Source organism: Paenibacillus tianjinensis (genome assembly GCF_017086365.1).
GTDB classification, from domain to species: domain Bacteria; phylum Bacillota; class Bacilli; order Paenibacillales; family Paenibacillaceae; genus Paenibacillus_AQ; species Paenibacillus_AQ tianjinensis.
Genome location: NZ_CP070969.1, coordinates 3,458,448 through 3,484,817, shown reverse-complemented (window position 1 = coordinate 3,484,817; position 26,370 = coordinate 3,458,448). Strand labels below are relative to the sequence as shown.

Sequence of the window (26,370 nt, the reverse complement as noted above, 5' to 3'; positions counted from 1 at the left end):
AAAAAAGAGACCGCTCTTTTGGTAATATGCAACCATTTCAATGGAGAGGTTTCTTTTGTACAACTGGACATATGACGAATGACGGAACCAGAAAGTGTATTTGGACAATGGAAGAACAACCGGGGATTCCGGCGATTTCTGCTTCGAGGGATGGAAAAAGTGATCCTCGAAGTCGGGTGGCTTTCCCTTGCCCATAATCTGCTAAAGCAAGCAGCAAATGACCATTAAACGCAGAGCAGCGATCCTCCAATAACGGGAGAATCGCTGCTCTGCTTACTTTTTTGTGATTTTAGAAGACAGTCTCCGGAGCATAGAAAATCCGCTTATGGGACAGCCCCTGTTTGTTTATAGAAGAGTTACTAAATTCTATGCTTGGGCATTGCACAGGTCATTTACCGCATCCGACAATTCCAGAAGACCGCAGCCCTGGATGACCTCAGGTGAAAAGGATACACTGACCGCTCTGTTACAGCGGGCCAGCGATGAGATAGCATCAGCGATCACCGGGATCATCTCGGCGGTGAGGGTTTCGCCAGGCTCCCACCACCAGCTGTTGATTGACAGAACACCGTTTTTCCGGTTCATTACCGGCTCAAATCTGGCTGCAAAACGGTCGCCGCAGAGCAGCGGCAGCACATAATAGCCGAATTCCCGTTCTGCTGCAGGTTTGTATACCTCCCAGCGGTAATGGAACCCGAACAGCTGCCGGATCAGCTCTCTGTCCCACAGCAGATTGTCGAGCGGAGCCAGCGCAGCCGCGAATCTCCCTCCATTCTTGTCTCCAGCCGGATCGGCTCCTGCAGCTTCCCGCAGCAGCACTGCTTCAAGCTCCGGTGCATCTAGACTCCGCATATATAGCGGAAGCTTAAGACCCTCAACATGCACCTCACGTATACTGTCATTCAGCAGCAGGCGCTGTACAGCCGCAGTCCGCTCTTTGCTCTTCAGCCCGGAAATGCCGAGCCAGCCGTCACCGGATTTGTTCCACAGAAGCCCGATACTGCCTATCCGCCTCAGCACATACCAGTCATTATATTGCTCTTGTGTGGGATTAGGCTCATCGGCATTTAGTATACGTTCCGGCAGCAGATTGGCTGTAAAATCGTAATAACGGCGGGTATGTACACGGTGGTGTACGGAAACTTCGCCCCGGAAATACATCGTTTCCAGTGCAGCACGCGTAATTCTGGCCGGAGCCCAGGCCCAGTTCATTTTCTCTTTCCCTTCCAGGTCCAGAGAAGACAGCGGCCCGCGCTCGATCAGCGCTTCCCGTACTTGCATTATCGTCTTCAGCAGAACTTCATTTCCTTGCTGCCGAGCTAACGCCTGATCTCTTAACCGTTGAAAATAGGGCCAGTCCTCTGTGCAGTAGATCGACATATTCTTATCCCAGCCATCGTACAGTACTCTATCTGTGTACAGCAATTCATTCGCCAGCCCGGGGTCAAAACCCGGAACACGTGCCTGAAGCACAAGCTCATGATTATGTCCGGCAATGCTGAGCGGATCATATTGAATACAGCCAACATGACGGACATACTCCACAATACTTTGCTTACTGCCACCAAGAGCACCAGGTACCAGACGCTGGTGATGAAGTAAAAACATCCGGGCCTGCTGCTTGCTCAGTCTGTAGGTAATCACATTAGATTCCTCCGTTCATTTATGTATTGTTTACCATTATATAGAACAAATGTTCCATCTTCAATGTAATTCTTCTGCTGGCACCCGGCCGGGGATGATTAGGTTCGGTTCTCTCTAAAAAGACAGTAAAAAAGACAGTCCTCATAACTAAGGACTGTCTCATTTGGATTCCAGGCTATAGGCAGTGTGGCTTACCCTTGCTTAAGCGAAGGCTGAAGTAGCGCAGCTGCGGAAGGCTCTGCAAACTCTACTGGAGTTTCTGCTGTGCCCGCAGCGCCTGCACCGAGCTGAAGCTGGTACATCCGGAAGTAACGGCCGCCCAGCGCCATCAGCTCATCATGGCTGCCGCGCTCAACGATCTCTCCGTGGTGCAGCACCAGAATCTGGTCTGCGCTGCGGATGGTCGACAGGCGGTGGGCGATGATAAAGGTGGTGCGGCCTTTCTTAAGCACCTCCAGCGCTTCCTGAATAATACTCTCCGTTTCGGTATCGATATTGGAGGTAGCCTCATCCAGAATAAGGATTGCCGGATCGAACGAAAGTGCCCGGGCGAAGGAGATGAGCTGGCGCTGGCCGGCTGATAGTGTACTGCCTTTCTCTACAACCGGTTCATCGAATCCGAGCGGGAGATGGGACAGCAGTTTATCCGCACCGACTTCACGCAGTGCCCGTTCTACCCGCTCCCGGCTGATGCGTTCATCCCCGAGACTGACATTGGAAGCAATGGTGCCGGTGAAAAGATACGGGTCTTGAAGCACGATTCCCATGTGGCTGCGCAGCCACTGCTTAGGAATAGAAGTCACCTCCTGGCCGTCAATCGTGATTGTTCCACGCTGCGGATCATAGAAGCGGAACAGCAGATTGATGATCGAGCTTTTTCCTGAACCGGTGTGGCCGACCAAAGCTACCGTTTCACCCGGACGTGCTTCAAAGGATATATCACGCAGGACGAAATCTTTTTTGTAAGCAAAGGAGACGTTATTGAAAACCACATTTCCCTTGTAACGCGGCATCGTACCGTCAGTAACCGGCTCACCCGGCTCATCCATCAGTGTAAATACGCGGCCTGCGGAGACCATGGAGCTATCCAGGTTCGCGAGCTGGTTAACCATACCGGTAATCGGCTGGAACATGCGCCCGAGCACGTCGACAAAAGCATAGAGGACACCTAGCGATACGAAGGTGGACCCGCTTAGACTGCCGAATCCGAAATACCACAGCACCAGCACAAAGGAGAGATTACGCAGTGAGTTCACGAGATTGTGGGAGGTGAGGGCATTCAGATTAAGCATTTTGTTCTGATATTTCATATAATCATCGTTGAGATGCTCGAATTCTTCGCGGCTCTGCTTCTGGCGGCGGAAAATCCGGATGATCGACATCCCTTGGATGGATTCATTGATAATGGCATTAATTTCACTCAGCCGTGAGCGGATGATCGTATTGTATTTAGTGGCAACTTTGCGGTACAGCACGATCCACAGGACAATAATCGGCACAATGAACAAGCTGATCAGGCCAAGCCGTACATCGAGCAGGAACAGGGCAACATACACGCCAATGATATTAATAATGCCTGTGCTGAAATTGGATAGTACTGCAATAAACAGGTCTTTCACTGCTTCCGTGTCATTGGTGACCCGGGAGACAACCTTTCCTGCAGGCAGATTGTCAAAAAAGTATACCGGAAGCCGCTGGATATGAGCGTATACGTCGGTCCGCAGCTTGCGGATGACCTGATTGGCTGACGATTGCAGCCAGTAGGTTTTGCCGAATTCGGCGAGAATTGAAATGACCAGGAAGATGGCATACAGCCCCACCAGCTCATAAATCCCCGGAAATTCAGGCTTATAAAAAGCAAATAATTCATCTGCGGACAGCTTTACAGCAGGATAGACGGAGATTTGATCCCCGTACTTGATCTGCAGCTCCCCATCCTTGAAGGAACGGTCCCCGTCGGATTGGCTGACTGCCTCGTTGATGAAATAGAAGCTCTTGCCTACCTGCAGCAGGCGGATCTCCTTGCCTTTGGCTTCACCCCCGGCAAAACGGTCGCCGCGTTTATAGAAGTTATTCTTATATTCAGCCGCATCTTCGGAAGAGGAGGTCTGAAAGTATGGCTTCTCAATCCCGAGGAGATGGTTGTCAATCATGTTCTTGGCTATAAAAGGACCCGCCAGCTCAGCCGCTACGCCGATGGTGAGCAGCAGAAGCGCTGCGATGAAGGTTTTTTTGGCAGTCAGTGCGTACTGCAGCAGACGTTTGCCTGTACTCTGTGTCAACGGTGACACCTCCCTAATATGGTATTCATGAATTAGTCTAAATTATTCTCCACCTGCTGGCGGTCAAATTGTTCACGGTACCATCCGTTCATGGCCAGCAACTCCTGATGTGTTCCGCGTTCAATAATATGCCCGTTATCCAGCACGACGATCAGATCGGCATGCTCAACAGCAGAGAGGCGGTGGGTGGAGATCAGTGTAGTTTTGCCGGCGCGTTCCTCGCGGATATTACCGATAATCCGGGCTTCGGTACGCGCGTCAACGGCGGACAGCGCATCATCCAGAATCAGAATGTCGGGATTCGCGATGAACGCTCTGGAGATCGAAACTCGCTGCTTCTGTCCTCCGGAGAGGGAGACGCCACGTTCGCCGACCAGTGTATCCAGACCGTCAGACAAGGTACCCAGGTCATTCTGGAAGGCGGCTGCCGTGATCGCTTGCATAATCAGCTCATCACTGGCGTTATGGTGGCCGAACTGGATGTTCTCACGCACAGACTTGGAGAATAAGATCTGCTCCTGCGGGACATAGCCCATCCAGCTGTGCAGGCGGTCCAGTGCGATGTTCTGAATAGGAACATCAGAGATTCTGATTTCACCTTGGCCGGCCGGATATTCATGCAGCAGCTGCTTCAGCAGCGTAGATTTACCGCTGCCGGTACGGCCAACTACACCCAGCGTCTGCCCCTGGGACAGGGAGAAGCTCACTCCGCTGAGATTATCGACAGTTGAAGTCGGGTAGCGGAAGGTTACATCCTTTAGTTCAATACTTGTTGGCTGGACCACTGGAACCGGGTGGGCGACATCCTCCACATCCGGACGGGTGTTTGTGGTTTCATCGATCCGCTCAAGTGAGGCGCCGCCGCGCTGCATAATATTGATCAGCTCACCGATGGCGAACATCGGCCAGACGATCATCCCAAGATACATATTGAAGGAAACAAGGTCACCAAGTGTAATTTGATTACGGAAGACAAGATAGATTCCATAAGTGAGGGCAATTATGTAGCTAAGTCCTACGCAGAAGCGGATAGTCGGCTCAAAGAAGGCATCGACCTTTGCCACTGCCATGTTTTTGCGGTATACATCATCCGTAATGTCGGCAAAACGTTTCTGATCAAGTCTTTCCTGCACATAAGCACGGATTACGCGCACACCGGATACCGATTCCAGCACCTGGTCGTTCATGTCACCGAAGGCGTCCTGTGCCAGGCTGTAGCGGTCGTGGATCGCCTTGCCGTAGAAAACCATAGCCACCGCGATCAGCGGAAGCGGCAGAACTGCCGCAAGCGTCAGCTTCCAGCTGACCAGAAATCCCATCGCTAGCAGCACTACGGACAGATAGACTGTTGAGTCCACCAGCGTCAGCATCCCGAAGCCGACGGTTGTTGCTACGGCGCGGATGTCATTGGTTGCCCGGGCCATAAGGTCACCGGTGCGGTTTTTTTCGAAGAAGGAGGGAGTCATCGTCATCAGATGGTTCATGAACCGGGAGCGCAGCAGTCGTTCTACCAGGTTGGAGCCCCCGAACAGCTTGTGCATCCAGATGTAAGTGATCCAATAAATAATGAGCATCATTAGAACAATCAGTCCGATGTATTTCATCAAGGAACCTGAGGTGATCGAACCGCGTACGATTTCATCGATGGCATTGCCAAGCAGACGAGGAGGCAGCAGTTCCAATACACCAACTACAATTAATAGAATAAGGCCAACAGAATAGCGCCTTTTTTCCCGGCGGAAAAACCAGCCGAGATCGCGGAGTACGGAGAACAAGGGGAATCCCTTCCTTTCGTGTTAAGGTGTTTTGTCGGGTTCATTGCGTACTTTCAGAATCTGGTTAATAGTGGACAGCTCTTTAACAGCATACAAAAAGGCATATCCTCCGCTAAACGGATGATATGCCTGTAAGATACAGCGATTATCATGTCCACGGTGCTATAATGCAGCACATAAGACATGGAAGAGATTAGCCTGACTGAAATCAAGTACGGCCGTGCGCATGATTCAGTGGGTTTCCACTACTTGGGCTGCTTCGGTATGCTGTTGTGTGTAGTTGCCGACAATGTTATTAAAATCAACTGGTACAATGGTCAACACCGCGCTCACCCTTTCATTGTTTTTTGGTAATAACTTGAAGACGCTTCGTTATGTTCCGAGTTTATCACCAGTATCTAACGGATGTCAAACATAATTTTGAACAAATTCTGAATAAGCAGTATGATAAAATAGAACGGATGATTTGGAATATGGTCATCTTTTAAGTATGATAAGAAGAAACGGAGGTGCATCAAGAGGAATGGATATGGTAATTAGTCCGGAAGCCGCTGCCTGGTTCAAGAAGGAGCTTACGCTGCAGACAGGCGATTATATCCGTTTATTTCCGCGTTATAGCTCAGGCGGAGGGCTGCATCCCGGTTTCTCGCTGGGAATCGCTACTGAAGCGCCTGCGCGTCCTGCCACACAGGCCGAGCAGGAAGGCATTGTTTTCTATATGGAAGAGCAGGATCTCTGGTACATGGAAGGTTATAGCTTATCGATCATCTATGTAGAGGCTGAAGATGATATTGAGTATAAGTATATTCCTCTGCCCGTGGCCGGTAATGTCTCACAATTATGAGGCCGTATTCCTATTTTGACACAAAAAGCCCTTGCCAAGAGGCAGGGGCTTTTTGTGCAGGAATAACAACCGGTAAGGCTCTTGCCCATTCGGGGGTAGCCTCATTGTGAACGGTGAAAGGTCTCTTCCTCCATGGCAAAATCAAAATCGTCAATGTCATATACCTGCACAGGGATCCCGCCTTCAATGATGCGCTGGATCAGCTCGAACTGGTCCGTCAGAACCGGTACCTTCTCCCGCTGTGAAGTTAGCAGCAGTTCGGTCTCGATAGGGTCGAACAGCTCTCCGTATGCCGCATTGTCGATGCTGTTGATGATGGTAATCTGCGCTTGCCCGCCGAGCAGAATGCCCGAGCTCTTCGCCCAAGGAACGGACAGGCAGCGGTTAATCTTCTTGGAATTGAGCGGCTCCTCAAAATAAGCGATCAATTCACGGATCTTGAGTTTGACGTGCAAATCATCGTCTGCCCGGTTCATGAGCGGTTCCTCGCTGTCCCGCAGTTCGTATAATTCCATTACGGTCGTATAGGGCACAATATATTCCACAGGGCTTTGCGGTACGAGAAGCTGGCCGTAGATCGCCATCATGACGGCTTCCGTCACAAATTGTCTAGACATCATTATCCTCCTGAAGTTCGGGTACTGCAATCGTACTTATGGACTTAAAAATATAAAAACACTGTAGAGCGGAAATGTCAACAGTATCCAAGCGTGCTTGGGAAAAGAAAGGGCGTAACCTTTTGTGAAGCAATGGAAATCTTATTATACTTTTGTCCGGCCTTATATGAAATGGATAGTGCTGACGCTGATTATCGGCATGATCAAATTCAGTATTCCGCTGACCTTGCCGATGATTCTAAAATATGTGGTTGATGATTTGCTGACGAATTCAGCATTAACTGTCCCGGAGCGGGTGTCGAAGCTGATGATTGTACTCAGCGGCGCATTTGTGCTGTTTGTCCTTGTCAGAGGGCCGGTAGAATATTACCGCCAATATTTTGCCCAGCTGATCACCAGCAGAGTGCTGTTCGACATGCGCAATAAGCTGTACAGTCATTTGCAGCGCCTGTCATTGCGGTATTATCAGAATACGAAAGTCGGCGAAGCGATCTCCCGGTTCATTAATGACGTGGAGCAGTCCAAAAACCTTGTCGAAGTCGGAATGATGAATGTGTGGCTGGATATGTTTACGCTAGTCATCGCGCTGGCATTCATGTTCTACCTCAATCCGGTTTTGGCTCTCGTATCCATTGCGGTTCTGCCGCTTTACGGCATTGCTGTAAACACCTTATACAAACGCCTGAAAGTGCTGACCAAGGACCGGTCACAGGCACTGGCAGCCATTCAGGGATATCTGCATGAACGGATTCAGGGCATTGCCATTATCCGCAGCTTTACGATGGAACGTGTGGATCAGAAGCAGTTCGAGGGCATCAACGGTAAATTTCTGGAAAAAGCAATGGCCCAGACCCGCTGGAACGCGGTAACCTTCGCTATTATCAATACGCTGACAGACTTGGCCCCGCTGCTGGTCATCGGATACGGCGGTTACCAGGTCATCCACGGAAATCTGACTCTTGGCACCTTTGTCGCTTTCTTTGGCTACCTCGACCGGATGTATGCGCCGCTGCGGCGGCTGATCAACTCGTCAACGGTCCTGACTCAGGCTTCAGCTTCGCTGGAGCGGGTTATGGAGCTGCTGGAGGAGCCCTATGATATTGTTGATCAACCGGGGGCGAAGCCGCTTAAGAATGCGGCAGGAGCAATTGATTTTGACCAGGTATGGTTCAAATACAACGATGAGCACGATTGGGTGCTGAAGGGGATCGACCTAAGTATCCGTCCGGGACAGACGGTTGCTTTTGTCGGTATGAGCGGTGGAGGCAAGTCTTCGCTGATCAGCCTGATTCCCCGTTTTTATGACATCACTGAGGGACGCCTGCTGATGGACGGGCAGGATATCAGAGGGTTGACCCAGGAGAGCCTGCGGCGGACAGTGGGGATGGTGCTGCAGGATAATTTCCTGTTTAGCGGTTCCGTACGCGATAATATTCTGTTCGGGAATCCTGACGCGAGTGAAGCAGAGATCATCTCTGCAGCACAGGCGGCTAATGCCCATGATTTCATTATGCAGCTGCCTGACGGTTATGACACAGAGGTCGGGGAGCGGGGAGTGAAGCTCTCGGGGGGGCAAAAGCAGCGTGTGGCAATCGCCAGAGTCTTCCTAAAAGACCCGAAGGTGCTGATCCTGGACGAAGCAACCTCGGCGCTGGATCTGGAATCAGAGCATCTGATACAGCAGTCGCTGCAGTCGCTTTCCTCGGAACGTACAACGCTGATCGTTGCTCACAGGCTGTCGACCATCACTCACGCGGATCAGATCGTTGTTCTGGAGAACGGGGAAATCACTGAACGCGGAACGCATGAAGGGCTGATGGCTCTGGAGGGCAGCTATGCCCGGTTATTCAATGTCCAGCGGCTGGATGGCTGACAGCAAAGTTGACAACTATAGACAGCCTTAAAGAATAGAGCAAATGGTAATAATAAGCGGTTCCTCAAGAGTCCTTGGGGAGCCGTTTTTGGTTGCATTTATACTTTGGTTACAGTAAAGTGTAACTATAACATTTGACTGTAACTTAAGCAGAGAGGAGCTGGGAGGAATGAATACCTATACCGGCAAACAGCTGGCGGAACTGCTGCAGCAGGAAGAACCGGCTATGAACCTGAGAACCGTGCGGTACTACACACAGATCGGACTGCTGCCTGCGCTGGAGCTTGCCGGAAATAAGCGTGTATATACAGACCGTCATCTGATGCATCTGCGGGCTATTCTAACCTTGTCCAAGAGCGGGGAGAGTCTGGCAGAGATTCAATCCAAGCTGGCGGAGTTGTCAGAGGAAGAGGTAGCGAAGATTGGCGGACGTCTGAGGTTTTTTCAGCCTGAGCAGATTCTGTCGGGTGAGACGCTGGTGGTCAGTGAAGATGTGATGCTGACAGTAAGTCCGCGTATCACACCGGAGCTCAGGTTAGAGCTTAAGGAAACGATCGCCAGAATGCTAAAGGAGGGCCAATAGGATGATTAAAGCGCGTTTTGCCAAATCAGCTATCGAGAATGAAGAGGGTCTGAATCACTTGTGGATTCAAATCGGTCCGCTGGAGGCAGTGGAGCATGCTGAGGTCAGGCTGCAGCTTCCGGCCGGTGTCTACCAAGGGCAAGCCTGTGGTGGCTCTCTGAAAGAAAACTCTGAGGGATTTACTCTACTTGAGCCAGCCCGGGTGAATGAATGGCTCGTGGAGATATATACGCGGCACCCGATAGACTGCGGATGGGTAAGTCTCGGGATCACTGTCACTTATACAAATCAGCATAGCTGTGAGCTGAGCGAGGGGCTTATGGTCCCGCTAAGCATCGTTGAAGCAGAAAGTGCAGAGGCGGAGGAGATTCATCTTGACGAAGAAGTCGTCTGTAAAGTAAAGGAGGCTGTGTGGTCTCCGACGGATTTGGTGACGCCATCAGGCAATCCCGGTTTTCTCGACTGTACTCCGTCCAAGCAAATTGTATATGACCCGAACTACCGTTCTGAGCTGGAGAAACAGTACCGGGTAGAAGGCGGGGATTACTGATACAGAGTTATTAAAAGTGAACTGCGAAAAGGCTGCCCCTGCTCGTCTAGAGCGAATAAGGCAGCCATTGCAGTGATGTGAAGCAAGGAGTCTTACCCCCTGCCGATAATCAGCGAGAGGATGCCGGCCGCTATCAGCGGACCGACGGGAACTCCCTTGAATAAAGCTACGCCGAGAACGGTTCCAATCAGCAGGCCGGCAACAACTGTCGGCTGGCTGCCCATCAGCACAGCGCCGCGCCCGCCGAGGTAAGCAACAAGCATCCCGATAGCGATGGCCGCCAGTGATTTCCAGTGAAAAAAGGAGTGCCAGATACTCTGAAGCGAGATTTTTCCGCTGGCCAGGGGGGTCATCACACCGATCGTGAGGATGATGATCCCAAGCGTTAAGCCGTACTTTTCCAGCCAGGGAAAGGTCTGCTGCAGCCCAAGCACTCTCAGCAATAGCAGTACGACCATGGCAATTGTGATAGGTGAATTACTGCTGATAACGCCGAGCGCCGCCAGGCCAAGCAGCAGCAGAGAGGTGATATCCATCTACAAGAGGACTCCTTATCTTAAGTAAGCTGTTTTGTAACGATATGATCCGCGATCAGCTTGCCGTGCCCCCGACCGGTTTCGATAAAGACCTCGTTGGCATTGCGGCCGGAAGCAATAACTCCCGCGACATAGAGACCGGGGATGTTGCTCTCCATGGTGGCAGGATTGAATGCCGGTTTATCCAAATCATCGTTCATATGCACCCCTGCGGAAGATAATAGCGTCCGGCTGGGGCGGAACCCGGTCATGGCCAGCACAAAATCATTTTCGAGCTCGGTGCTTTCACCGCTGTGTCTGGTAACGGTAACTGAAGCCGGCGTAATTTCTGTAACCCGGGACTCCAGGTGGAGTGTGATTTTCTTTTTGGTAACCATGCTTTCAAAAATCGGCCGGACCCAAGGTTTAATGTTCTCCGAAATGCTGGCTCCGCGATAGACCATATCCACGGATGCACCGACACGCATAAGCTCCAGCGCTGCATCTACAGCAGAATTGCTGCCGCCGATGACTGTCACTTTCATTCCGGTGTAAGGATGGGCTTCACCAAAATAATGTGTAACTTTCGGGAGCTCCTCCCCGGGGATTCCAATTAAATTGGGCTGGTCGAAATATCCGGTAGAGATAACCACATTGGCAGCTTGACGGCTCTGGTGAACGCCCCGTTTGTTAACCGTATGTACAGTAAAGCTGCCGTCCTCCTTGCGTTCAACACTCAGTGCTTCTTCATAAGCAGCGATTTCCAGACCGTGCTGCTCAGCGGCTCGGCGGTAATAGACCAGCGCTTCATGGCGGAAGGGCTTGTCATTAGGCGAGGTGAACGGCACATCCCCGATTTCTAACAATGCCGTTGTGCTGAAAAATTGCATGCTGGTCGGATACAGAAAAATGGAATGAACGATGAAATTTTTCTCGATAATTAGACTGGATAGCCCTTGGCGCTGACACTCTATAGCTGCTGAGAGCCCGCAAGGACCTGCTCCGATAATAATGACGTCTTTCATAATAAACTGCGACCTCCTGAAAGATAATTTCTATCCTAAATGGTACCTTAAATTTAAATTTTACACCATCTATGCGGAAAGATCACGAATCGCAGTTGCCGGGCCTTCATTCTTAAGATATAATTAGATATATATCTAAATAAATTTCATCTATATTTGTAAGCTTATGAACTCTACAGGAGCGTGACCCCAGTGCAGCTTGATAAAATTGTGAACTACCATAAAGCGTTATCCGATCCGACCAGACTCCGCATTCTGCTGTTGTTATCCAAAGGGGATGAGATCCACGGACAGGCGCTGGCAGAGCGCTTAAATCTGTCACAGCCGACCGTGACCCATCATGCAGCTAAACTGCGGGAAGCCTCGATGATCATGGAGCGCAGAGACAAGAATACCGTGTATTTTAAGATGAATCCCGAGTTTATTAAGGCCGGCTCCAATGCTTCACTGAACTTTATTTTTTCCAAAGGAACAGAGGAGATGGAGCAGCAGTCACCGGAAAACAGCCTAAAGGAATCAGTGCTGCGCAACTTTTTTGCCAAAGACGGACGGCTACGCCAGATTCCCGCACAATACAAAAAAAAGCTGATTGCCTTGCAGTATATTGTCGAGAAGCTGGAACCGGGAACCGTGTATACCGAGAAGTCGATCAACGAGTTCATCCAGCAGTTCCATGAGGACTTCGCTACGATCCGCCGCGAGTTTATTATGCATCAATTCATGTACCGGGAGAACGACAAATACGAACTTAACCCACCCGAGATGTGGACGCATTGGGAAAATGTGAAATAACGGAAAGGCTGCTTGTTTAAAAATGTCACTTAATGATCTTATAGATGGGGAGAATTTGTGACAGTTGAATGGTCTGCTGATTAAATATCCGAAAAACGAATAAACTGGAATTGTAAGCGTTATCTGACATATACTACGAGAGGAGACTTTCAGTATGATATTCAAACGCGCTAAAAAAAATACAATCCCTGATTCGATCACAGTGACCTTGCCGCAGATTAAGCAGGCTGTCAGGCAATTTGAAGAAGATATGCCTGCGCCGATTAACCGTACCGCACTGATTCTGGAGGATAAAAGCATTGATCTTTCGCGGCTGAAACGATATTTAGGCGGAGTACCGCAGCAGAAGTTCTATATGTCACGTGAGACCTTTGAAATTTTCGAGGAAGCTGACAAGCTGGTACCTTATTACCTGGACATGGTTCAATCTGCAGTAGATAATTACATTAGCGATACCGGTAAGCTGCCGCTTATTGAGGATGCCTGGCTGCCTGAAGTACACTACCGTCTCTTGCACACTGAACGATATCTGAAGGAAACACCACCGTTCCCGCTTTATATCACTGAGGAAGAAATGATGCTGACGCACCGGCCGGAGCATTTTGAATAGATATAGCGTAATGAAAGACTGCTTCGCAGCATGAAGTCCCGGACTTCTTATCTGCAGGGCAGTCTTTTCTTTGCTTGGGGGGACATAGTACAATGAATCTCAAGAATTGCAGTAGAGAAGGAGATTTATAGGATGAAGGAAAAGCAGGCCTTGCTGTTTGATTTGGACAACACACTTATGGATCGCGATCATACTTTCCGCAGCTTCAGTACGCAGTTTGTAAAGGATCTGCTGGGGCATTTGTCTGCAGAGGAAGCTCAGCGTGTTGTGGAGGATATAATTGAACGGGATGCAGACGGCTACCGGGATAAAGACGGATTTTTTGCAGAGCTTAGTGAAGTGCTCCCTTGGAAAACGCAGGTAGCAGCTGCGGATATCCGCGCATATTACGACGAGACTTACACCAGCCACGGGGCACTCATGAAGTATGCGGTGGAGACATTGGATTATTGCCGCGACCGCGGCTATATCTTGGGCCTGGTTACGAACGGAAAGACGCATCTGCAGAACGGTAAAATCGACCTGCTCGGATTACGCGGCTATTTCAAGGCCATCGTGATCTCAGGTGAAGCCGGGATCAGCAAACCTGATCCGGGTATTTACCGGCTGGCACTGGAACGTCTCGGGACTACTGCGGAACATACGCTGTTTATCGGAGATCATCCGGTTAATGACATCTGGGGGGCTGGCAAGGCTGGGATGGAGACGGTCTGGCTCAAACGTAATCATACTTGGGATAATAACCTGGATGCGCATCCATGGAAAACGATCGACGAACTGGATGAGCTGAAAAATCTGATCTAGGGTAAATCCTGTGTATAGAAAATTTTTACTGCTTACAGTTGACAATTTACGGCAGGAGCGTTTATAGTTACAGCATATTAGTTCGGAAGGAGACGATGTTATATGACAGTTTATACAGTACGTTCGTTATCGGTAATAACTGTTGTAGATACGTGTCTTCCGGGAACAGCGGCTGCAGTGTAATGTTGACGCAGCTTAGCGGGTAAGCTCTAGTGATGCCTTTTAGAGCCGTCTTGGAACCGTATTGAGTTCCGGCGGCTTTTTTGCGTGGTTTGGCATGTCCGATACAATTCCTGTATTCGATATGCCTATATCACATGATTTCATTTCTTTGGATCTGAAATCCGCCGCCGGAACCATTTGTTCCGGCGGCTTTTTGTGTTCCCGGAAAACTGATGGAAGAAAAACTGAACGACGTAAAACAGCATCAAATCACTCACAACTATTCAGGAGGAACCAACCTACAATGACTATTGAACAATACGGATGGAATGAAAGCTGGCAAAACAAGTGGAGCGAGAAGCATCAGGAACAGGAAGGCAACAAACGTATTCCCGGCAGAATTACCGGTGATTTCGGAAGCAAATACCGGGTCATGACGGAGACGGGGGAAACCTGGGGGGAACTGGCCGGACGGCTCCGGCATACCCTCACGGACTCGGGAGAATTCCCGGCCATCGGTGACTGGGTCACCCTGGCAATACAGGATGGCGGAGAATATGCCGTTATTCATGGTGTACTTCCCCGACACAGCGTTATCTCGCGTAAAGTGGCAGGAAATACGCAAGTAGAGCAGATTGTAGCTGCCAATGTGGACACCTTATTTCTTGTTAGTGCACTAAATGATGACTTTAATGTGCGGCGGATGGAGCGGTATCTAATCATGGCCTGGAACAGCGGAGCAAATCCGGTAATCCTGCTGACCAAAGCCGATCTGTGCCAGGATGCTGATCAGAAAATTGCGGAGATGGAGCGGGCCGCGCCCGGTGTACCTGTTCATGCGGTCAGCGCTTTGCTCGGTGACGGACGTGATGAGCTGCTGCCGTATATCCGCAGCGGGCAGACCGTGGCGCTGACCGGGTCCTCCGGCTGCGGCAAGTCAACGATGGTCAACTGGTTAAGCGGTCAGAACCTGCAGCTGACGCAGGATGTCCGAGAAGGGGACAGCCGGGGGAGGCACACAACAACCCACCGTGAACTGTTCGTCCTGCCGGATGGAGCGATTATTATCGATACCCCCGGAATGCGGGAACTGCAGCTGTGGGAGGATGATGGCGGACTTGACCTTGCCTTTGGAGATATCAGCAGTCTGGCGGCAGAATGCCGCTTCAGTGACTGCAAGCATGAGCGGGAGGAAGGCTGTGCGGTGCTTGAAGCCATAGCGAGCGGTGTCTTGGAGGAGAAGCGGCTGCTTAACTACCGCAAAACCCAAAAGGAGCTGCGTTACCAAAACAGCAAAGAGGTAAAGCAAAAACGGAAGACGGCTGCTGCAGCAGTAAAAGCAGCTCCACGGACACGTAATTCCGGATGGCAGAGGGTGCTAGATGAGTATTGATTAGGCATGTTGCCGACGGTCGAAAAAAGGAAACACGAGCAGACAGGATTTCATTGACCACTAGCGCATGAAATAGAAGAAGGCCATCAAAAACCCTGCAGCTGACTGCTCAGGTTTCTGATGGCCTTCTTATGTGCAAAGGCACGCCCCACGGGAGCTGTGTCTTTGCTATATATAAATAAAAGTCCGGTTTCTATAACACATATGCCTGATGAAAAAGCTAATTTCTAAACTGCATACCGGACCTTTAACGCTGGTGCTGTATTAGAACGATACTGCAGCAGATTTGGCAGCTTCCAGACCTTTGGCAATGATCTCAGCGGATTGCTGCGGGTTCTGGTTGTGTCCTTCGATGATCACCTTGGTGATATCTTGAACGCCCCAGAAGTTGAGGAGGCCACTAACGAAGTTGACAGCCATTTCTGCACTTGCAGCAGGACCTTCGGAGTAGATACCGCCTCTGGCGTTCAGAACAGCTGCTTTTTTGTCGGTGAGGAGACCCACTGGACCTTCAGCAGTATATTTGAATGTTGTACCTGCCTGGCTCAAGTAGTCGATGTATGTGTGCAGTACAGCAGGAACAGTCATGTTCCAGAGCGGGAATCCGAATACAACTTTGTCAGCTGCAACGAACTGGTCCAGATATTTCTTAACAAGTGCAGCACCGGCAGCTTCTTCAGGGGTTGCTTCGTATCCTTGGGCTGCTTTGTAGATACCAGTGATCAGGGTATTGTCGTAGTAAGGAAGTTGTTCAGCGAACAGATCAAGCTCAGTGATTTGATCCTCCGGGTGGGACTCTTTGTAGCTGGCGAGGAAAGCGTTGTAAAGTTGAACACTCACAGCTTGTTCAGCAGGACGGTTATTTGCTTTGATAAAAAGTACATTAGACATTATGATTTCTCCTTAAATATATATTTATTATTAACTATCGATAATATAGCATTTAATATTTAGTTTGTAAATATCCGTCGAAACAAAAATTTTTTTTAGCGACACCAATCCCCTTTTCTTTGCGGGACTACCATATCTTCAGCTGCATGGAATCAATATGAAACAGAACATCAATATGTAGTGAAGATGAGCCGACCCCGGCTAAATTTGCCTTTTTGGGCTGAGTTTAAGGTTCCCGGGTCCCGGTTATATAGGTGTTACAAGGGGGAAGGGAATAATTTTCTAACCGCTTTTCAGGTAAAAGAATCTGGAAAAGGAGCGAATGACATGTCCATCGACCGCTTTATCATTAAGAAATTGGACAACTGTCACGAAGAGCAGACACGGCTGAATTTGGTGAAGTTGTTCAAACTGCGGATTCAGAAGGCTGAAAAGGAAGAAAACAAAAACCACCGGATAAGCTGATGCCTGCCGCTGACGTACAGCAACTCGGCCAACATATAGAGCGGAGCACCTTCTTTCTGAGTAAGGAGAGATCGTGCTTTTTTTTGCGCAAAAAAAAAACCCTCTATTAATAGAGGGATAACGCGAGTGAATCATTTTCACTGTAACTGTGCAATATAGCTTCAGAGCCTTTAATTTCGATACTGATTAGTGAATTCAAACATTTCTGCAGAGCGCTTTTACCCTTCTGGATCTTGAGTTCAAGTGTACTGTTCAGGAGCCGGAGCACCTTTTGTGTAGGTTGTTTGTTTTCTGTAGTGAAGTAAACCGGTACCAGCTTGTTCTGAAATGTGATGAGCATTCTCATTTTGAAATCACCTCGCTACAAGTATTTCATGCTATGATCATACCCTTCATTTCTTAATTTTACCTTAAAATTAGCTTATGATAACATAAAGATTACGAGTTTAGTAGGTTGGAGCTTTTTATTGCTGGAGATTCCTGTACTCCTGGGAATCCGGGAAGGAAATAAGGCTGTGAATAAAAAAGAGAAGGCATATTTAGGGCGTTTTCTGTTCCCTGAAGCTACGGAGGGGAAGGAAGTATCGGAGTTACTGCAAAAGGCTGCATCTGCAGAACGAATATGTCGGTTGAAATTCAGTGAGGAAGACTATACCCATGATCTTTGCCTGCAAGTACATAAAGAACGGACGTATATTTACAGCATTCACGATCCGGACTCCTTCGGCTATGAGCTTACAGAGCCCGGAAAAGTGAAGCGGGCATGCTATTACTTATTTAATTGTTTTGATTATACGGAATCAGTACCCACGAATGTACCTGCTCTGCAAATGTCCAAACGGAGATTCGAGGAGCTGAAGGCGAAGGCCGATTCATACACCTTGTATTTTTTAGCAGAATGCCTGATTGCAGAGACAGGCGATCTGGAAAGTTCCGTACAGCTCGCCAGAGTATTAAAAAGCCGGACTGCGGACGGAGAATTAAAGCTTTGTTCCCGCAGCAAGAGCGGCTGGACCTTACAGCATGCCTGTTATATTGAAGACGCCGGCGGCGGCTGGCTGCTCCGGATGAGCAGTGTGTCCACTGAAGATTGGATGATTGCGATGCCTGCCACCAGAGCAGAATTATGCTCCGCATTATGCCAGTGGATGTTATGTTCTTCGCATGCAGTTACTCCAGAATGACTGTTGTATACGGTGGAAGTGTGAGCGTATCTCCTGTTAGTTTCGCTTCCCCCGGAAGGGCTTTTAAGACCTTGGAATAGGAGTAGCCCTTTTCACCGTTCTGAAGGGAAAGTGTTTGGGACTTGCCTGTCAAATTGAGGACCACAAGCACCTGCTGTCCGGCTGTAATACGTTCAAAGGCCATAATCCCCTCATTTCCAGAAACGAAATCACGTATTCCTCCATTCTGGAGCGCCGGTACACTGCTCCGGAGTGCAATAAGCTGGCGGTACCAGTCCAGTAGTGAGTTACTGCCATGCAGCTGGCTTTCCACATCACCTCCCGGATTGCCGCTATTATTGCTGCTCTGCTCCCACGTTGTCTGACCCTTGCTTTTCCCGTCCGCAGACCATTGCATCGGCTCACGAATCCCCTCATCCGGTTTCTGGCCCAGCATGCCTATCTCTTCCCCGTAATAAATAAATGGATTACCAGGCAGTGTAAGCAGCATTGCTGCAGCCATTTTGGCATGGTCCGGATTGTTCCCGAGCTGGCTCATCACCCTGTTCTGATCATGATTGGTCAGAAAGGTAGCATCTGTAAAGCTGCCCCCGGAAATCTGTGAATACAGCATATAGGTACGCTCCAGGGTAAAAACAACCCCGCTGTCTTTTTCTGTCTTGGCGGAATTGACCAGCGTCTCGGCCAGGCCAAAATTGAAGCCTGAATCAAAGGCGTGATCCAAATAGGCACCAACAGAAACCGCAGAGTTCTCCCATACTTCTCCTACGATATAGGCTTTCGGATTGACCTCGTTCATCGCTTTGCGGAATTCCTGCCACCAGGCAACGTTCTTTGCTGTTGTAGCAGCGCTTTTGTCAGATAAAAGGTCTTCATAAATATGCTTGGCCGCATCCAGACGGAAGCCGTCGACGCCTTGTGTCAGCCAGAACTTCCCGATATCCTCCATTTCGCTCCGAACCTCCGGATTGTCGAAATTGAGATCCGGCATTCCATCCCAGAAAGTGCCCATGTAATGGCTGCCCAGCAGGGAGTGCCATGGATTTCCGCTGCCGGCAGCACTGGTTCCGCTAACCTGACGGTTCTGATCTTCTGCCCAGACATAGAAGTCGCGGAATTTGCTGTCTTTTTTCTTAGCGGATTCCACAAACCATGGATGTTCCTTAGAAGTATGATTGACAACTAGATCCATGATGACTTTAATTCCCCGTTTATGAGCCTCCTTCACAAGCTGCTGCATATCCTGCAGTGTCCCATAGTCCGGGTTAATGCTCCGGTAATCGGTGACGTCATAACCATGATAGCTGGGGGACGGGTTAACCGGCATCAGCCAGATCCCGCCGATACCCAGATCGTCTGTAGTATCAGGATTTCCGTCATTCAAATAATCGAGCTTGTCGGTAAGCCCGCGCAGATCGCCGATACCGTCTCCGTCAGAATCACTGAAGGAACGGACGAAAACCTCATAAAAAACGGTGGAGGGCTGTTCATCCACAGCAGTGCCGGATGCTGCAGCTGTCTGCGGTGATTGCCCGGCTGAAGCGGAGCTAGGGGATGGTGAAACCTGCGGGCTGGATACAGCGGTTTGGCTGCTGTTATTTAAGTTGTCCTGACCGTCATTTGAGCAGCCGGCCAAGACAACGGCAGCAAGCCCGGTCACAGCCAAAGAATACCAAATACAGCGTCCCGGGAGCCGGGTAAGTTCAAGATTCATTTGCAATAACCCCTTTTAATAAATTTCTTCAATAATAAATATGTATCTTGGTAAGCGTTTTAATAACTATAGTAGTGGAATAATCGCTTTAGGTAAAACGTTTGCACACCCTTAAAAGTAACAAATATAGATAAATAAGTCCAAAATCATATATTAATCTGAGTAATTCGTCTATATACATTGTTTTACTTCCATATAATCCAATTATGACTACGTAAGTCTTTGTTCAAGCCTGCTGTCCTTTGGAAATTGGTTAACCAAGCCCTGATTATAGCTGTAATTATGCGCAAACGATATTATTTAACAGCTTTAACCATTCCATAGGCATGTGCATATGCTTTAGATAAGGGCAAGAGACCCGGGAAGAAAGGAGAATGAAGGATGAAAAACAAGATACTGGCGCTCATGATCATCATCTTGTGTTTCTCAGTGCTCGCGGGCTGCGGCGGAGAGTCAGCTGCGGTAAAGGTGAAGGTCGGCGAAGTTACCCGTTCTGTCTTTTATGCGCCTGAGTACGTGGCTTTATCGCAGAACTTCTTCAAGGATGAGGGGCTGGATGTCGAGCTGCAGACCATTCCGGGCGGTGACAAAACAATGACTGCCTTGCTCTCCGGAGCCATTGATGTGGCACTGGTTGGATCGGAAACATCAATCTATGTGTACCAGCAGGGGGCTGATGATCCGGTAATCAATTTCGCACAGCTGACCCAGCGGGATGGCACATTCCTGTTCGCCCGCAAGGCAGAAGGTGAATTCAGCTGGGACCAGTTGAAGGGGGCAACCTTCCTTGGACAAAGAAAAGGCGGGATGCCACAGATGGCCGGTGCGTTTACCCTGCTGAACAAAGGCATTGATGCCGGGAAGGATCTCACACTAATCCAAAATATTGATTTTGCCAATATCGCCGGTGCGTTTGCCTCAGGTACAGGTGATTACGTGCAGCTGTTCGAGCCGCAGGCATCGATTTTTGAAAGTGAAGGGCGCGGTTCAGTAGTCGCCTCGTTTGGTGTAGAAAGCGGATATCTGCCGTACACAGTCTTTATGTCGAAGAAAAGCTACATTAATAAAAATAGCGACACCGTACAAAAATTCACAAACGCGATCCAGCGGGCGCAGCTGTGGGTGAAGGAGCATAGTCCTGAAGAGATTGCTGATGCAGTGCTGCCGTATTTTGATAAGACGGACCGGAATATCGTCATCTCTGCGATTAAGCGCTACAAGGAACAGGACACTTATGCAGTAAATCCGGTTATAGATGACAAGGAATGGAACAATCTGCTCGATGTGATCGAGAATGCCGGAGAACTGCAGGAACGGGTTCCGGCTGGCAAAATCGTCGATAACAGCTTTGCTGAGAAGGCTGAAGCGGGCATTAAATCAGGAGCAGCCAAGTGATCCGGAAGGATGCTGCAGCTAACAAAACGAAGCGTTTGCTTCCGAAGCGAGTTTTGTACGAAGCAATTCGAAGAAGCAGATGCTCACAAAACTAAGTGTATGCTTCCGAAGCGAGTTTTGTACGAAGCTATTCGAAGAAGCAGATGCTCACAAAACTTTTAGGAGGGGCTGATATGCTTCCAGTTGTGCAATTGAAGGGAGTAACGCACGCCTATCTGGGTGACCGCGAGGCTTCTCTTGCCATCGAGGACTTAAATCTGGATGTGGAAAAGGGCGAATTTGTCAGCCTCGTTGGGCCGAGCGGCTGTGGGAAAACGACGCTGCTGTCCATCATCGCCGGGCTGCTGCAGCCTTCACGGGGGGAAGTCTCGGTCTGCGGACAGTTGATCCAGGGACCCTCTCCCGAGGTAGGGTATATGCTCCAGCAGGATTATCTGTTCCCGTGGCGGACCATCCTGGATAACGCATTGCTTGGACTGGAGCTGACCGGAAACCTGAATGCTGCTTCCCGCTCAAAAACCTTGGAGCTTCTGGCGGACATGGGCCTTGCAGGCAAAGAGCAGGCCTACCCGGCCCAGCTGTCCGGAGGCATGCGCCAGCGGGTAGCACTGGTGCGCACACTGGCGACGGATCCGGGTCTGCTGCTGCTGGATGAGCCTTTCTCGGCACTCGATTACCAGATCAAGCTGCAATTAGAGGATCTGGTATCGGAAACCCTGCGCCGGCGCGGCACGACAGCAGTTCTAGTGACCCATGATCTGTCCGAAGCGATCGCTGTCAGCAGCAGAGTAATCCTGCTGCAGCGCAATCCGGGGCGGATCCGCAGAATTTTTGAGGTGCCTACAGACATCCGCAGCACACCTCCTCTATATGCGAGGGATTTGCCCGGGTTCGCAGAGCTTTTTCATGAGGTATGGAAGGAAATGGAGCTGGCTGGGAGGGAAAGCCCGTGAAATCGGACGAAATGTATGAGCATCCGGCTCCCCGGGAGCTGTGGCTGCAGCAGAAGCATCAGGATTATAAGAAGAATAAACGGCAGTGGCGCAGCAGGGTTATGGCCGTGCGTGGCAGTCTGCTAGTCCTTTTCTTCCTTGTGTGGGAAGCAGGAGCCAGGCTGGGCTGGATCGATGAGCTGCTGTTCAGCTATCCGACTAAGGTCTTCCGGCAAATCTGGGAGGATATGGTCAGCGGAAGCCTGTGGCCGCACTTAGGGATGACCGTAGGAGAAACGGTAGTCGGTTTCGTGCTGGGAACCCTGCTCGGCACAATGCTTGCCGTCATCATCTGGTGGTCCCCCTTTTTATCGGCAGTGCTTGACCCGTATATGGTTGTGTTCAACAGTATGCCGAAAGTGGCCCTCGGGCCGATCTTCATCGTGATGTTCGGAGCTGGCTTTACTGCGATAGTGGTCACCACTTTATCCATTACGGTAATCATTACTACGCTGGTGGTTTATAACAGCTTTTGCAGTGTTGATCCCAATCTGGTTAAGGTCGTGCGTTCGTTCGGGGCATCGCGTGTGCAGGAATTTTTCAAAGTGATCCTTCCGGCATCTTTTCCTACAGTTGTCTCTACATTGAAGGTGAATGTGGGCATGTCCTGGGTAGGAGTGATTGTCGGCGAGTTTCTGGTGGCCAAATCGGGACTCGGCTATCTGATCATTTACGGCTTTCAGGTGTTCAATTTTACGCTCGTGATGTCGAGCCTGCTGATTATTGCAGCAGTTGCTACAGCAATGTATCAGCTGGTCGTGTACGTGGAGAAGCTGCTATTGTCGAGGATTTGAAACTTATGTCATATTGTGTCTCCCTGCAAAATCTTGTACCATGTCTATATCTTACCCTGCAAAATGAAGCAAACCATTCAAGGAGAGGTATTTTCATGGGATTTCGGATTATCAAAACAGCGGCTGCCACGCTGCTGTCCATTCTGCTGGCAGCCGCCGCGGGTATACCTAATGCGCAAAGTGCCGGCCTGCTCGCGATTCTCGGGGTAGAAACAACGCGTAAAAGGAGTGTTCGAACGATCACGGCGCGTTTTTCCGCCTCGTTAGTGGGACTCTTAATAGGTTGTATTCTTTTTTATGTGCTGGGTTTTCACTACTGGGTGCTGGGGCTTTACGTGCTCTTCGGCTTTCCGATGATCGTCAAGTCGGGCTTCAAGGAAGGGATTGTAACAAGCTCTGTTATCGTGTTCCGCGTGTTTGGACAAGCTGAGCTTTCGATGCATGTCCTGCTCCAGCAGATCGAACTGCTGGCAATCGGACTCGGATCGGCCGGTCTTGTGAATCTGATTTATATGCCGGAGACTGGGGGTGTGATATCCGGTATCCGTAAAGAGGTAGACGGGTACTTTTCAGTGATTTTCAAACAGATGGCTACAACGCTGCGTGATCCTTCCTATTTGTGGGACGGCAAGGAGCTGATCGGTGCGAATGAGGCAGTGCAGCGGGGACTGACAGCGGCCTCACGAGAAATGGAGAATCATGTGATCCATCCGGACGAAGCATGGAATGTGTACTTCTATATGCGCAAGGAACAGCTGGAATCGATCCAGAATATGATGCAGCTGCTCTCCCAGGTCTACAGGCAGCTTCCGCATGGGGACATGGTGGCCGAGCTGTTCGACCAATTGAGCGGGGACGTGCTGGCTGAGGAATACACAGGCCGGACAGAACGGCTGCTGGAGGGAGTCGAGCAGGAGTTCCAGCAGATGGAGCTTCCGGATACACGGGAGGAGTTCGAGGTCCGTTCTGCGATTTTGCAGGTATGCCGTGAGCTGGCGCTGTACTTAAAAATTGCCAAACGCCATAAAGTTCCGGTTGAAGTGAAGCCGGTGAATCGGCTGTCCTCCTTCAAGGGCAATTGGTAATACATACATAGTAGGAATTCAGAGACAGGTATTCACATTACTGTGTAAAATAACGATAAGATATATAGCAACAAAAAGTGAGCTTGAATCATTCCCCGTTCAGTTTTTGTTCCGTTAAATCGATTAATTGTTATTGTTATTAGAAGCATTAGGGCTGAAGAAGTTCAATTCTGCAGATCGTTCGCTCACGTGAATTTCTGCTCTGGCAGGTGAGAACAATTAACAACATCAATAATGAACAATATGTCGGCAAGCAGCTCGTAGACAATCTTTTCAATTATAAGGGTGTATTTGTACTGCCCGCGAAGACACTATTAACCGGTGACCATATCCGTCTGATCAGCCAGCATAGAATTATGCTTCAGCCTCAGGATGTCATTCAGGTGGATAGTGCGACCTTTTACCAGATTGCTGTAGATGATTGTACTGCTGCAATGGAGAGTATTTTTGAACAGCTGCGCTATAACAAAAGCAAACGTCTACCGATGATTGAGCTTAGAAATGAAGTTATTCCTTTTATCCAGCAGGTCAGCGAGAAGAACGATTTCTTTGGAATACTGGCTGCATTGCAGCCAAAAGACGATTATACATATAGACATAATGTTGCTGTCGGGATTCTGTCTACACTCCTCGGTAAATGGCTTAAGCTTAAGCCGGAAGAGCTGGGTATGCTGACCATCGCGGCAACCTTGCATGACATCGGGAAGATTATGATTCCATCGGAAATACTGACTAAAGCCGGACCGCTGGATGAGGAAGAAATGGCGCTGATGCGGAAGCACACTACGTTCGGATATGAACTGATCAGAGATACCGTAGGTACGAACCATCAACAGGCACTTGTGGCCCTGCAGCATCATGAACGGATGGATGGCAGCGGCTATCCCTTCGGCGTACTTGGACACCGGATTACCGATTTTAGCAAAATTGTTGCGGTAACTGATATTTTCCATGCCATGACCTCCGAACGGTTCTACCGACCTGCAGCGCCGTTATATGAGGTTTTGAGGCAGATGGAGGATAATACATTCGGTAAGCTTGACCCGTATATTTGCAGTGTCTTTATTAATAAGCTGATGCAATCCATGTTAGGGAATGATGTAGAGCTGACAGACGGCCGTGTCGGTAAAATCATCCTGATTCTCGCCCATGACCCGCTGCGTCCGCTCGTTAACATTGAGGAGGATTTCATTGATCTGAGCAGACACCGGGATCTGGGGATTGTTCGGGTCATTCCGCAGTAATACATTGAGGCAGCATAATTGAAGGTTAAATAGACATCAGCGCTCCCTGGAATGGGGGTGCTGATGTTTTTTTATATAAATATAAGGATTTATAAGTAATACATTTACCCTCTATATAAGTATTATCTGAAGTTCATCTTATATAGTTCTGGCAGAAACGGGCTCCATCTCAAAAAGGCCTGCAAAGCGGTTTCCTCTTGGTAAAACCATTTAAGCTATGTATCATAACTGCGTGATTTCAGCAATAAAATGAACTATGAATCTTATAACGGGGCGGATGGAGGGCTTACCCAAATTTATTTCTACTCTAACAATCAACAAATGCCCAGAACGTGCATACACTTGATAGTGAATGATTGTATGGAGGAGGTTCAAAGATGTCATTAAGCCATAAACGTCAAACAAGGGAGATCATTACGAAGGCAATTTGCGGCAAAGGTCGTAAGTTCTCTACCGCAACCCATACCGTGACTCCGCCACATCATCCGACTAGTATTCTGGGGGCTTGGATCATTAACCACCAGTACGAAGCGGTTGCCGCCGGGAACGGAATCGAAGTAATTGGTACTTACGATGTAAACATCTGGTACTCGTATGACAAAAACAAGCAAACCGAGGTAGCCAAAGAAACGGTTTCCTACGTGGAGCTTATTCCGCTGTCATACCTGGATCCGAGACACCGCGCTTCCACGGTTGAGGTCTCTGCGGAGGCAACGCAGGAACCAAACTGTGTGGAAGCGGGAGTATCGCCAGGCGGCGGCAGTGTGACGCTCCGTGTGGAACGGGAATTTGAGGCGGAACTGGTGGCTGAGACCAAGGTCCGCGTGTATGTCAGTGATCAGGCCGACGATCTGGAAGACAAAGATTATGATTTCGATGGTGAGAGCTTCGATTATGATGATCTGGACCCTGACGCCCTGGATGATGAGCTGTAAGGAAGGAAGGCGCCGCCGCCGGCTGAATACTGATGGGTTATGGTCCATTATATGTAAAGAGGGCGGCGGCGAAGAGGGCGAATGCCCTCCTTTTTTAATTTTATTTCTGTGCAGGTAATATCTGAAGGGAAGGGGGACAGGTGGATGTGCCCTGTTACCTTGAGGCTGGCAAGGGGCGGTGGCCACTGGAATAAGGAAAAGT

25 protein-coding genes and 1 pseudogene are annotated in these 26,370 nt (G+C 49.5%); 17 read left to right on the top strand and 9 right to left on the bottom strand.

Annotated features, from left to right (window positions below):
• Positions 1-75: 75 nt before the first annotated feature.
• Positions 76-228 (top strand): annotated as a pseudogene (locus tag JRJ22_RS15725) (transposase); the annotation flags it as partial.
• A 138-nt stretch (positions 229-366) separates the two neighbouring features.
• Here the strand turns inward: JRJ22_RS15725 and JRJ22_RS15720 are convergent.
• From JRJ22_RS15720 to JRJ22_RS15710, 3 genes are all read right to left on the bottom strand, one after another.
• Entirely contained in the window at positions 367-1,644 is a 1,278-nt protein-coding gene (locus JRJ22_RS15720) for a winged helix-turn-helix domain-containing protein (protein ID WP_206100437.1), read from the bottom strand.
• Between the two features lie 191 nt (positions 1,645-1,835).
• Entirely contained in the window at positions 1,836-3,926 is a 2,091-nt protein-coding gene (locus tag JRJ22_RS15715) for an ABC transporter ATP-binding protein (protein ID WP_206100436.1), read from the bottom strand.
• 32 nt (positions 3,927-3,958) lie between these two features.
• The gene (locus JRJ22_RS15710; protein WP_206100435.1) at positions 3,959-5,701 is read right to left on the bottom strand and encodes an ABC transporter ATP-binding protein; all 1,743 of its coding nucleotides are present in this window, start codon (positions 5,699-5,701) and stop codon (positions 3,959-3,961) included.
• Positions 5,702-6,224: 523 nt separating this feature from the next.
• Here JRJ22_RS15710 and JRJ22_RS15705 point away from each other — a divergent pair.
• On the top strand, positions 6,225-6,545 hold the full coding sequence (locus JRJ22_RS15705; RefSeq protein ID WP_054940927.1) for a HesB/YadR/YfhF family protein: 321 nt from the start codon (positions 6,225-6,227) through the stop codon (positions 6,543-6,545).
• Between the two features lie 101 nt (positions 6,546-6,646).
• On the opposite strand, the gene JRJ22_RS15700 is transcribed toward JRJ22_RS15705, so the two are convergent.
• Positions 6,647-7,162, bottom strand: a complete 516-nt coding sequence (locus JRJ22_RS15700; RefSeq protein WP_206105158.1) for an ADP-heptose synthase — start codon at positions 7,160-7,162, stop codon at positions 6,647-6,649.
• A gap of 124 nt (positions 7,163-7,286) precedes the next feature.
• Between JRJ22_RS15700 and JRJ22_RS15695 the strand changes: the two genes are divergently transcribed.
• The 3 genes from JRJ22_RS15695 (at position 7,287) to JRJ22_RS15685 (ending at position 10,168) form a co-directional block, all read left to right on the top strand.
• Positions 7,287-9,035, top strand: coding sequence for an ABC transporter ATP-binding protein (locus JRJ22_RS15695; RefSeq protein ID WP_269751850.1), 1,749 nt, complete (start codon positions 7,287-7,289; stop codon positions 9,033-9,035).
• A 169-nt stretch (positions 9,036-9,204) separates the two neighbouring features.
• Entirely contained in the window at positions 9,205-9,618 is a 414-nt protein-coding gene (locus JRJ22_RS15690; RefSeq protein WP_206100433.1) for a MerR family transcriptional regulator, read from the top strand.
• Between the two features lies 1 nt (position 9,619).
• Complete coding sequence (locus JRJ22_RS15685; RefSeq protein WP_206100432.1) at positions 9,620-10,168, top strand: hypothetical protein; 549 nt, start codon at positions 9,620-9,622, stop codon at positions 10,166-10,168.
• A gap of 92 nt (positions 10,169-10,260) precedes the next feature.
• On the opposite strand, the gene JRJ22_RS15680 is transcribed toward JRJ22_RS15685, so the two are convergent.
• Complete coding sequence (locus JRJ22_RS15680) at positions 10,261-10,704, bottom strand: DUF441 domain-containing protein (RefSeq protein WP_054940923.1); 444 nt, start codon at positions 10,702-10,704, stop codon at positions 10,261-10,263.
• A 20-nt stretch (positions 10,705-10,724) separates the two neighbouring features.
• A complete protein-coding gene (locus tag JRJ22_RS15675) occupies positions 10,725-11,708 on the bottom strand; it encodes a YpdA family putative bacillithiol disulfide reductase (RefSeq protein WP_206100431.1) in 984 nt (327 codons plus the stop codon).
• Between the two features lie 192 nt (positions 11,709-11,900).
• Here JRJ22_RS15675 and JRJ22_RS15670 point away from each other — a divergent pair, with 192 nt between their 5' ends.
• The 4 genes from JRJ22_RS15670 to rsgA all read left to right on the top strand — a co-directional run bounded on the left by JRJ22_RS15670 (position 11,901) and on the right by rsgA (position 15,469).
• Positions 11,901-12,500: a DUF2087 domain-containing protein gene (locus JRJ22_RS15670; protein ID WP_054940921.1), complete on the top strand. Its 600-nt coding sequence runs from the start codon at positions 11,901-11,903 to the stop codon at positions 12,498-12,500.
• Positions 12,501-12,654: 154 nt separating this feature from the next.
• Positions 12,655-13,110 carry a DUF3939 domain-containing protein gene (locus JRJ22_RS15665; protein WP_206100430.1) on the top strand — a complete coding sequence of 152 codons (456 nt, stop codon included), beginning with the start codon at positions 12,655-12,657 and terminating at the stop codon, positions 13,108-13,110.
• A gap of 132 nt (positions 13,111-13,242) precedes the next feature.
• On the top strand, positions 13,243-13,914 hold the full coding sequence (locus JRJ22_RS15660) for an HAD family hydrolase (RefSeq protein WP_206100429.1): 672 nt from the start codon (positions 13,243-13,245) through the stop codon (positions 13,912-13,914).
• A 466-nt stretch (positions 13,915-14,380) separates the two neighbouring features.
• Positions 14,381-15,469, top strand: a complete 1,089-nt coding sequence (gene rsgA / locus JRJ22_RS15655; RefSeq protein WP_206100428.1) for a ribosome small subunit-dependent GTPase A — start codon at positions 14,381-14,383, stop codon at positions 15,467-15,469.
• A 264-nt stretch (positions 15,470-15,733) separates the two neighbouring features.
• Here the strand turns inward: rsgA and JRJ22_RS15650 are convergent, their stop codons facing one another.
• Positions 15,734-16,360, bottom strand: a complete 627-nt coding sequence (locus JRJ22_RS15650; RefSeq protein WP_054940917.1) for an FMN-dependent NADH-azoreductase — start codon at positions 16,358-16,360, stop codon at positions 15,734-15,736.
• A gap of 327 nt (positions 16,361-16,687) precedes the next feature.
• Between JRJ22_RS15650 and JRJ22_RS15645 the strand changes: the two genes are divergently transcribed.
• Positions 16,688-16,825 (top strand): hypothetical protein, encoded by a 138-nt coding sequence (locus JRJ22_RS15645; RefSeq protein WP_167347616.1) that lies wholly within the window; start codon positions 16,688-16,690, stop codon positions 16,823-16,825.
• A gap of 106 nt (positions 16,826-16,931) precedes the next feature.
• Here JRJ22_RS15645 and JRJ22_RS15640 read toward each other — a convergent pair whose 3' ends face one another.
• A complete protein-coding gene (locus tag JRJ22_RS15640; protein WP_036687997.1) occupies positions 16,932-17,171 on the bottom strand; it encodes a hypothetical protein in 240 nt (79 codons plus the stop codon).
• Between the two features lie 169 nt (positions 17,172-17,340).
• Here JRJ22_RS15640 and JRJ22_RS15635 point away from each other — a divergent pair, with 169 nt between their 5' ends.
• Positions 17,341-18,009, top strand: coding sequence for a hypothetical protein (locus JRJ22_RS15635; RefSeq protein WP_206100427.1), 669 nt, complete (start codon positions 17,341-17,343; stop codon positions 18,007-18,009).
• Here the strand turns inward: JRJ22_RS15635 and JRJ22_RS15630 are convergent.
• On the bottom strand, positions 17,996-19,723 hold the full coding sequence (locus JRJ22_RS15630) for an alpha-amylase family glycosyl hydrolase (protein WP_206100426.1): 1,728 nt from the start codon (positions 19,721-19,723) through the stop codon (positions 17,996-17,998). The genes JRJ22_RS15635 and JRJ22_RS15630 overlap by 14 nt on opposite strands.
• Positions 19,724-20,104: 381 nt before the next feature.
• Here JRJ22_RS15630 and JRJ22_RS15625 point away from each other — a divergent pair, with 381 nt between their 5' ends.
• From JRJ22_RS15625 to JRJ22_RS15600, 6 genes are all read left to right on the top strand, one after another.
• Positions 20,105-21,118, top strand: a complete 1,014-nt coding sequence (locus JRJ22_RS15625; protein WP_206100425.1) for an ABC transporter substrate-binding protein — start codon at positions 20,105-20,107, stop codon at positions 21,116-21,118.
• Between the two features lie 173 nt (positions 21,119-21,291).
• A complete protein-coding gene (locus JRJ22_RS15620) occupies positions 21,292-22,071 on the top strand; it encodes an ABC transporter ATP-binding protein (protein ID WP_206100424.1) in 780 nt (259 codons plus the stop codon).
• 11 nt (positions 22,072-22,082) lie between these two features.
• Entirely contained in the window at positions 22,083-22,904 is an 822-nt protein-coding gene (locus JRJ22_RS15615; protein ID WP_206105157.1) for an ABC transporter permease, read from the top strand.
• A 95-nt stretch (positions 22,905-22,999) separates the two neighbouring features.
• Complete coding sequence (locus JRJ22_RS15610) at positions 23,000-23,989, top strand: aromatic acid exporter family protein (RefSeq protein WP_206100423.1); 990 nt, start codon at positions 23,000-23,002, stop codon at positions 23,987-23,989.
• Positions 23,990-24,198: 209 nt separating this feature from the next.
• Positions 24,199-25,233 (top strand): HD-GYP domain-containing protein, encoded by a 1,035-nt coding sequence (locus tag JRJ22_RS15605; protein WP_232380858.1) that lies wholly within the window; start codon positions 24,199-24,201, stop codon positions 25,231-25,233.
• A 377-nt stretch (positions 25,234-25,610) separates the two neighbouring features.
• Positions 25,611-26,168, top strand: coding sequence for an outer spore coat protein CotE (locus tag JRJ22_RS15600; RefSeq protein WP_054940911.1), 558 nt, complete (start codon positions 25,611-25,613; stop codon positions 26,166-26,168).
• Positions 26,169-26,370 lie beyond the last annotated feature (202 nt).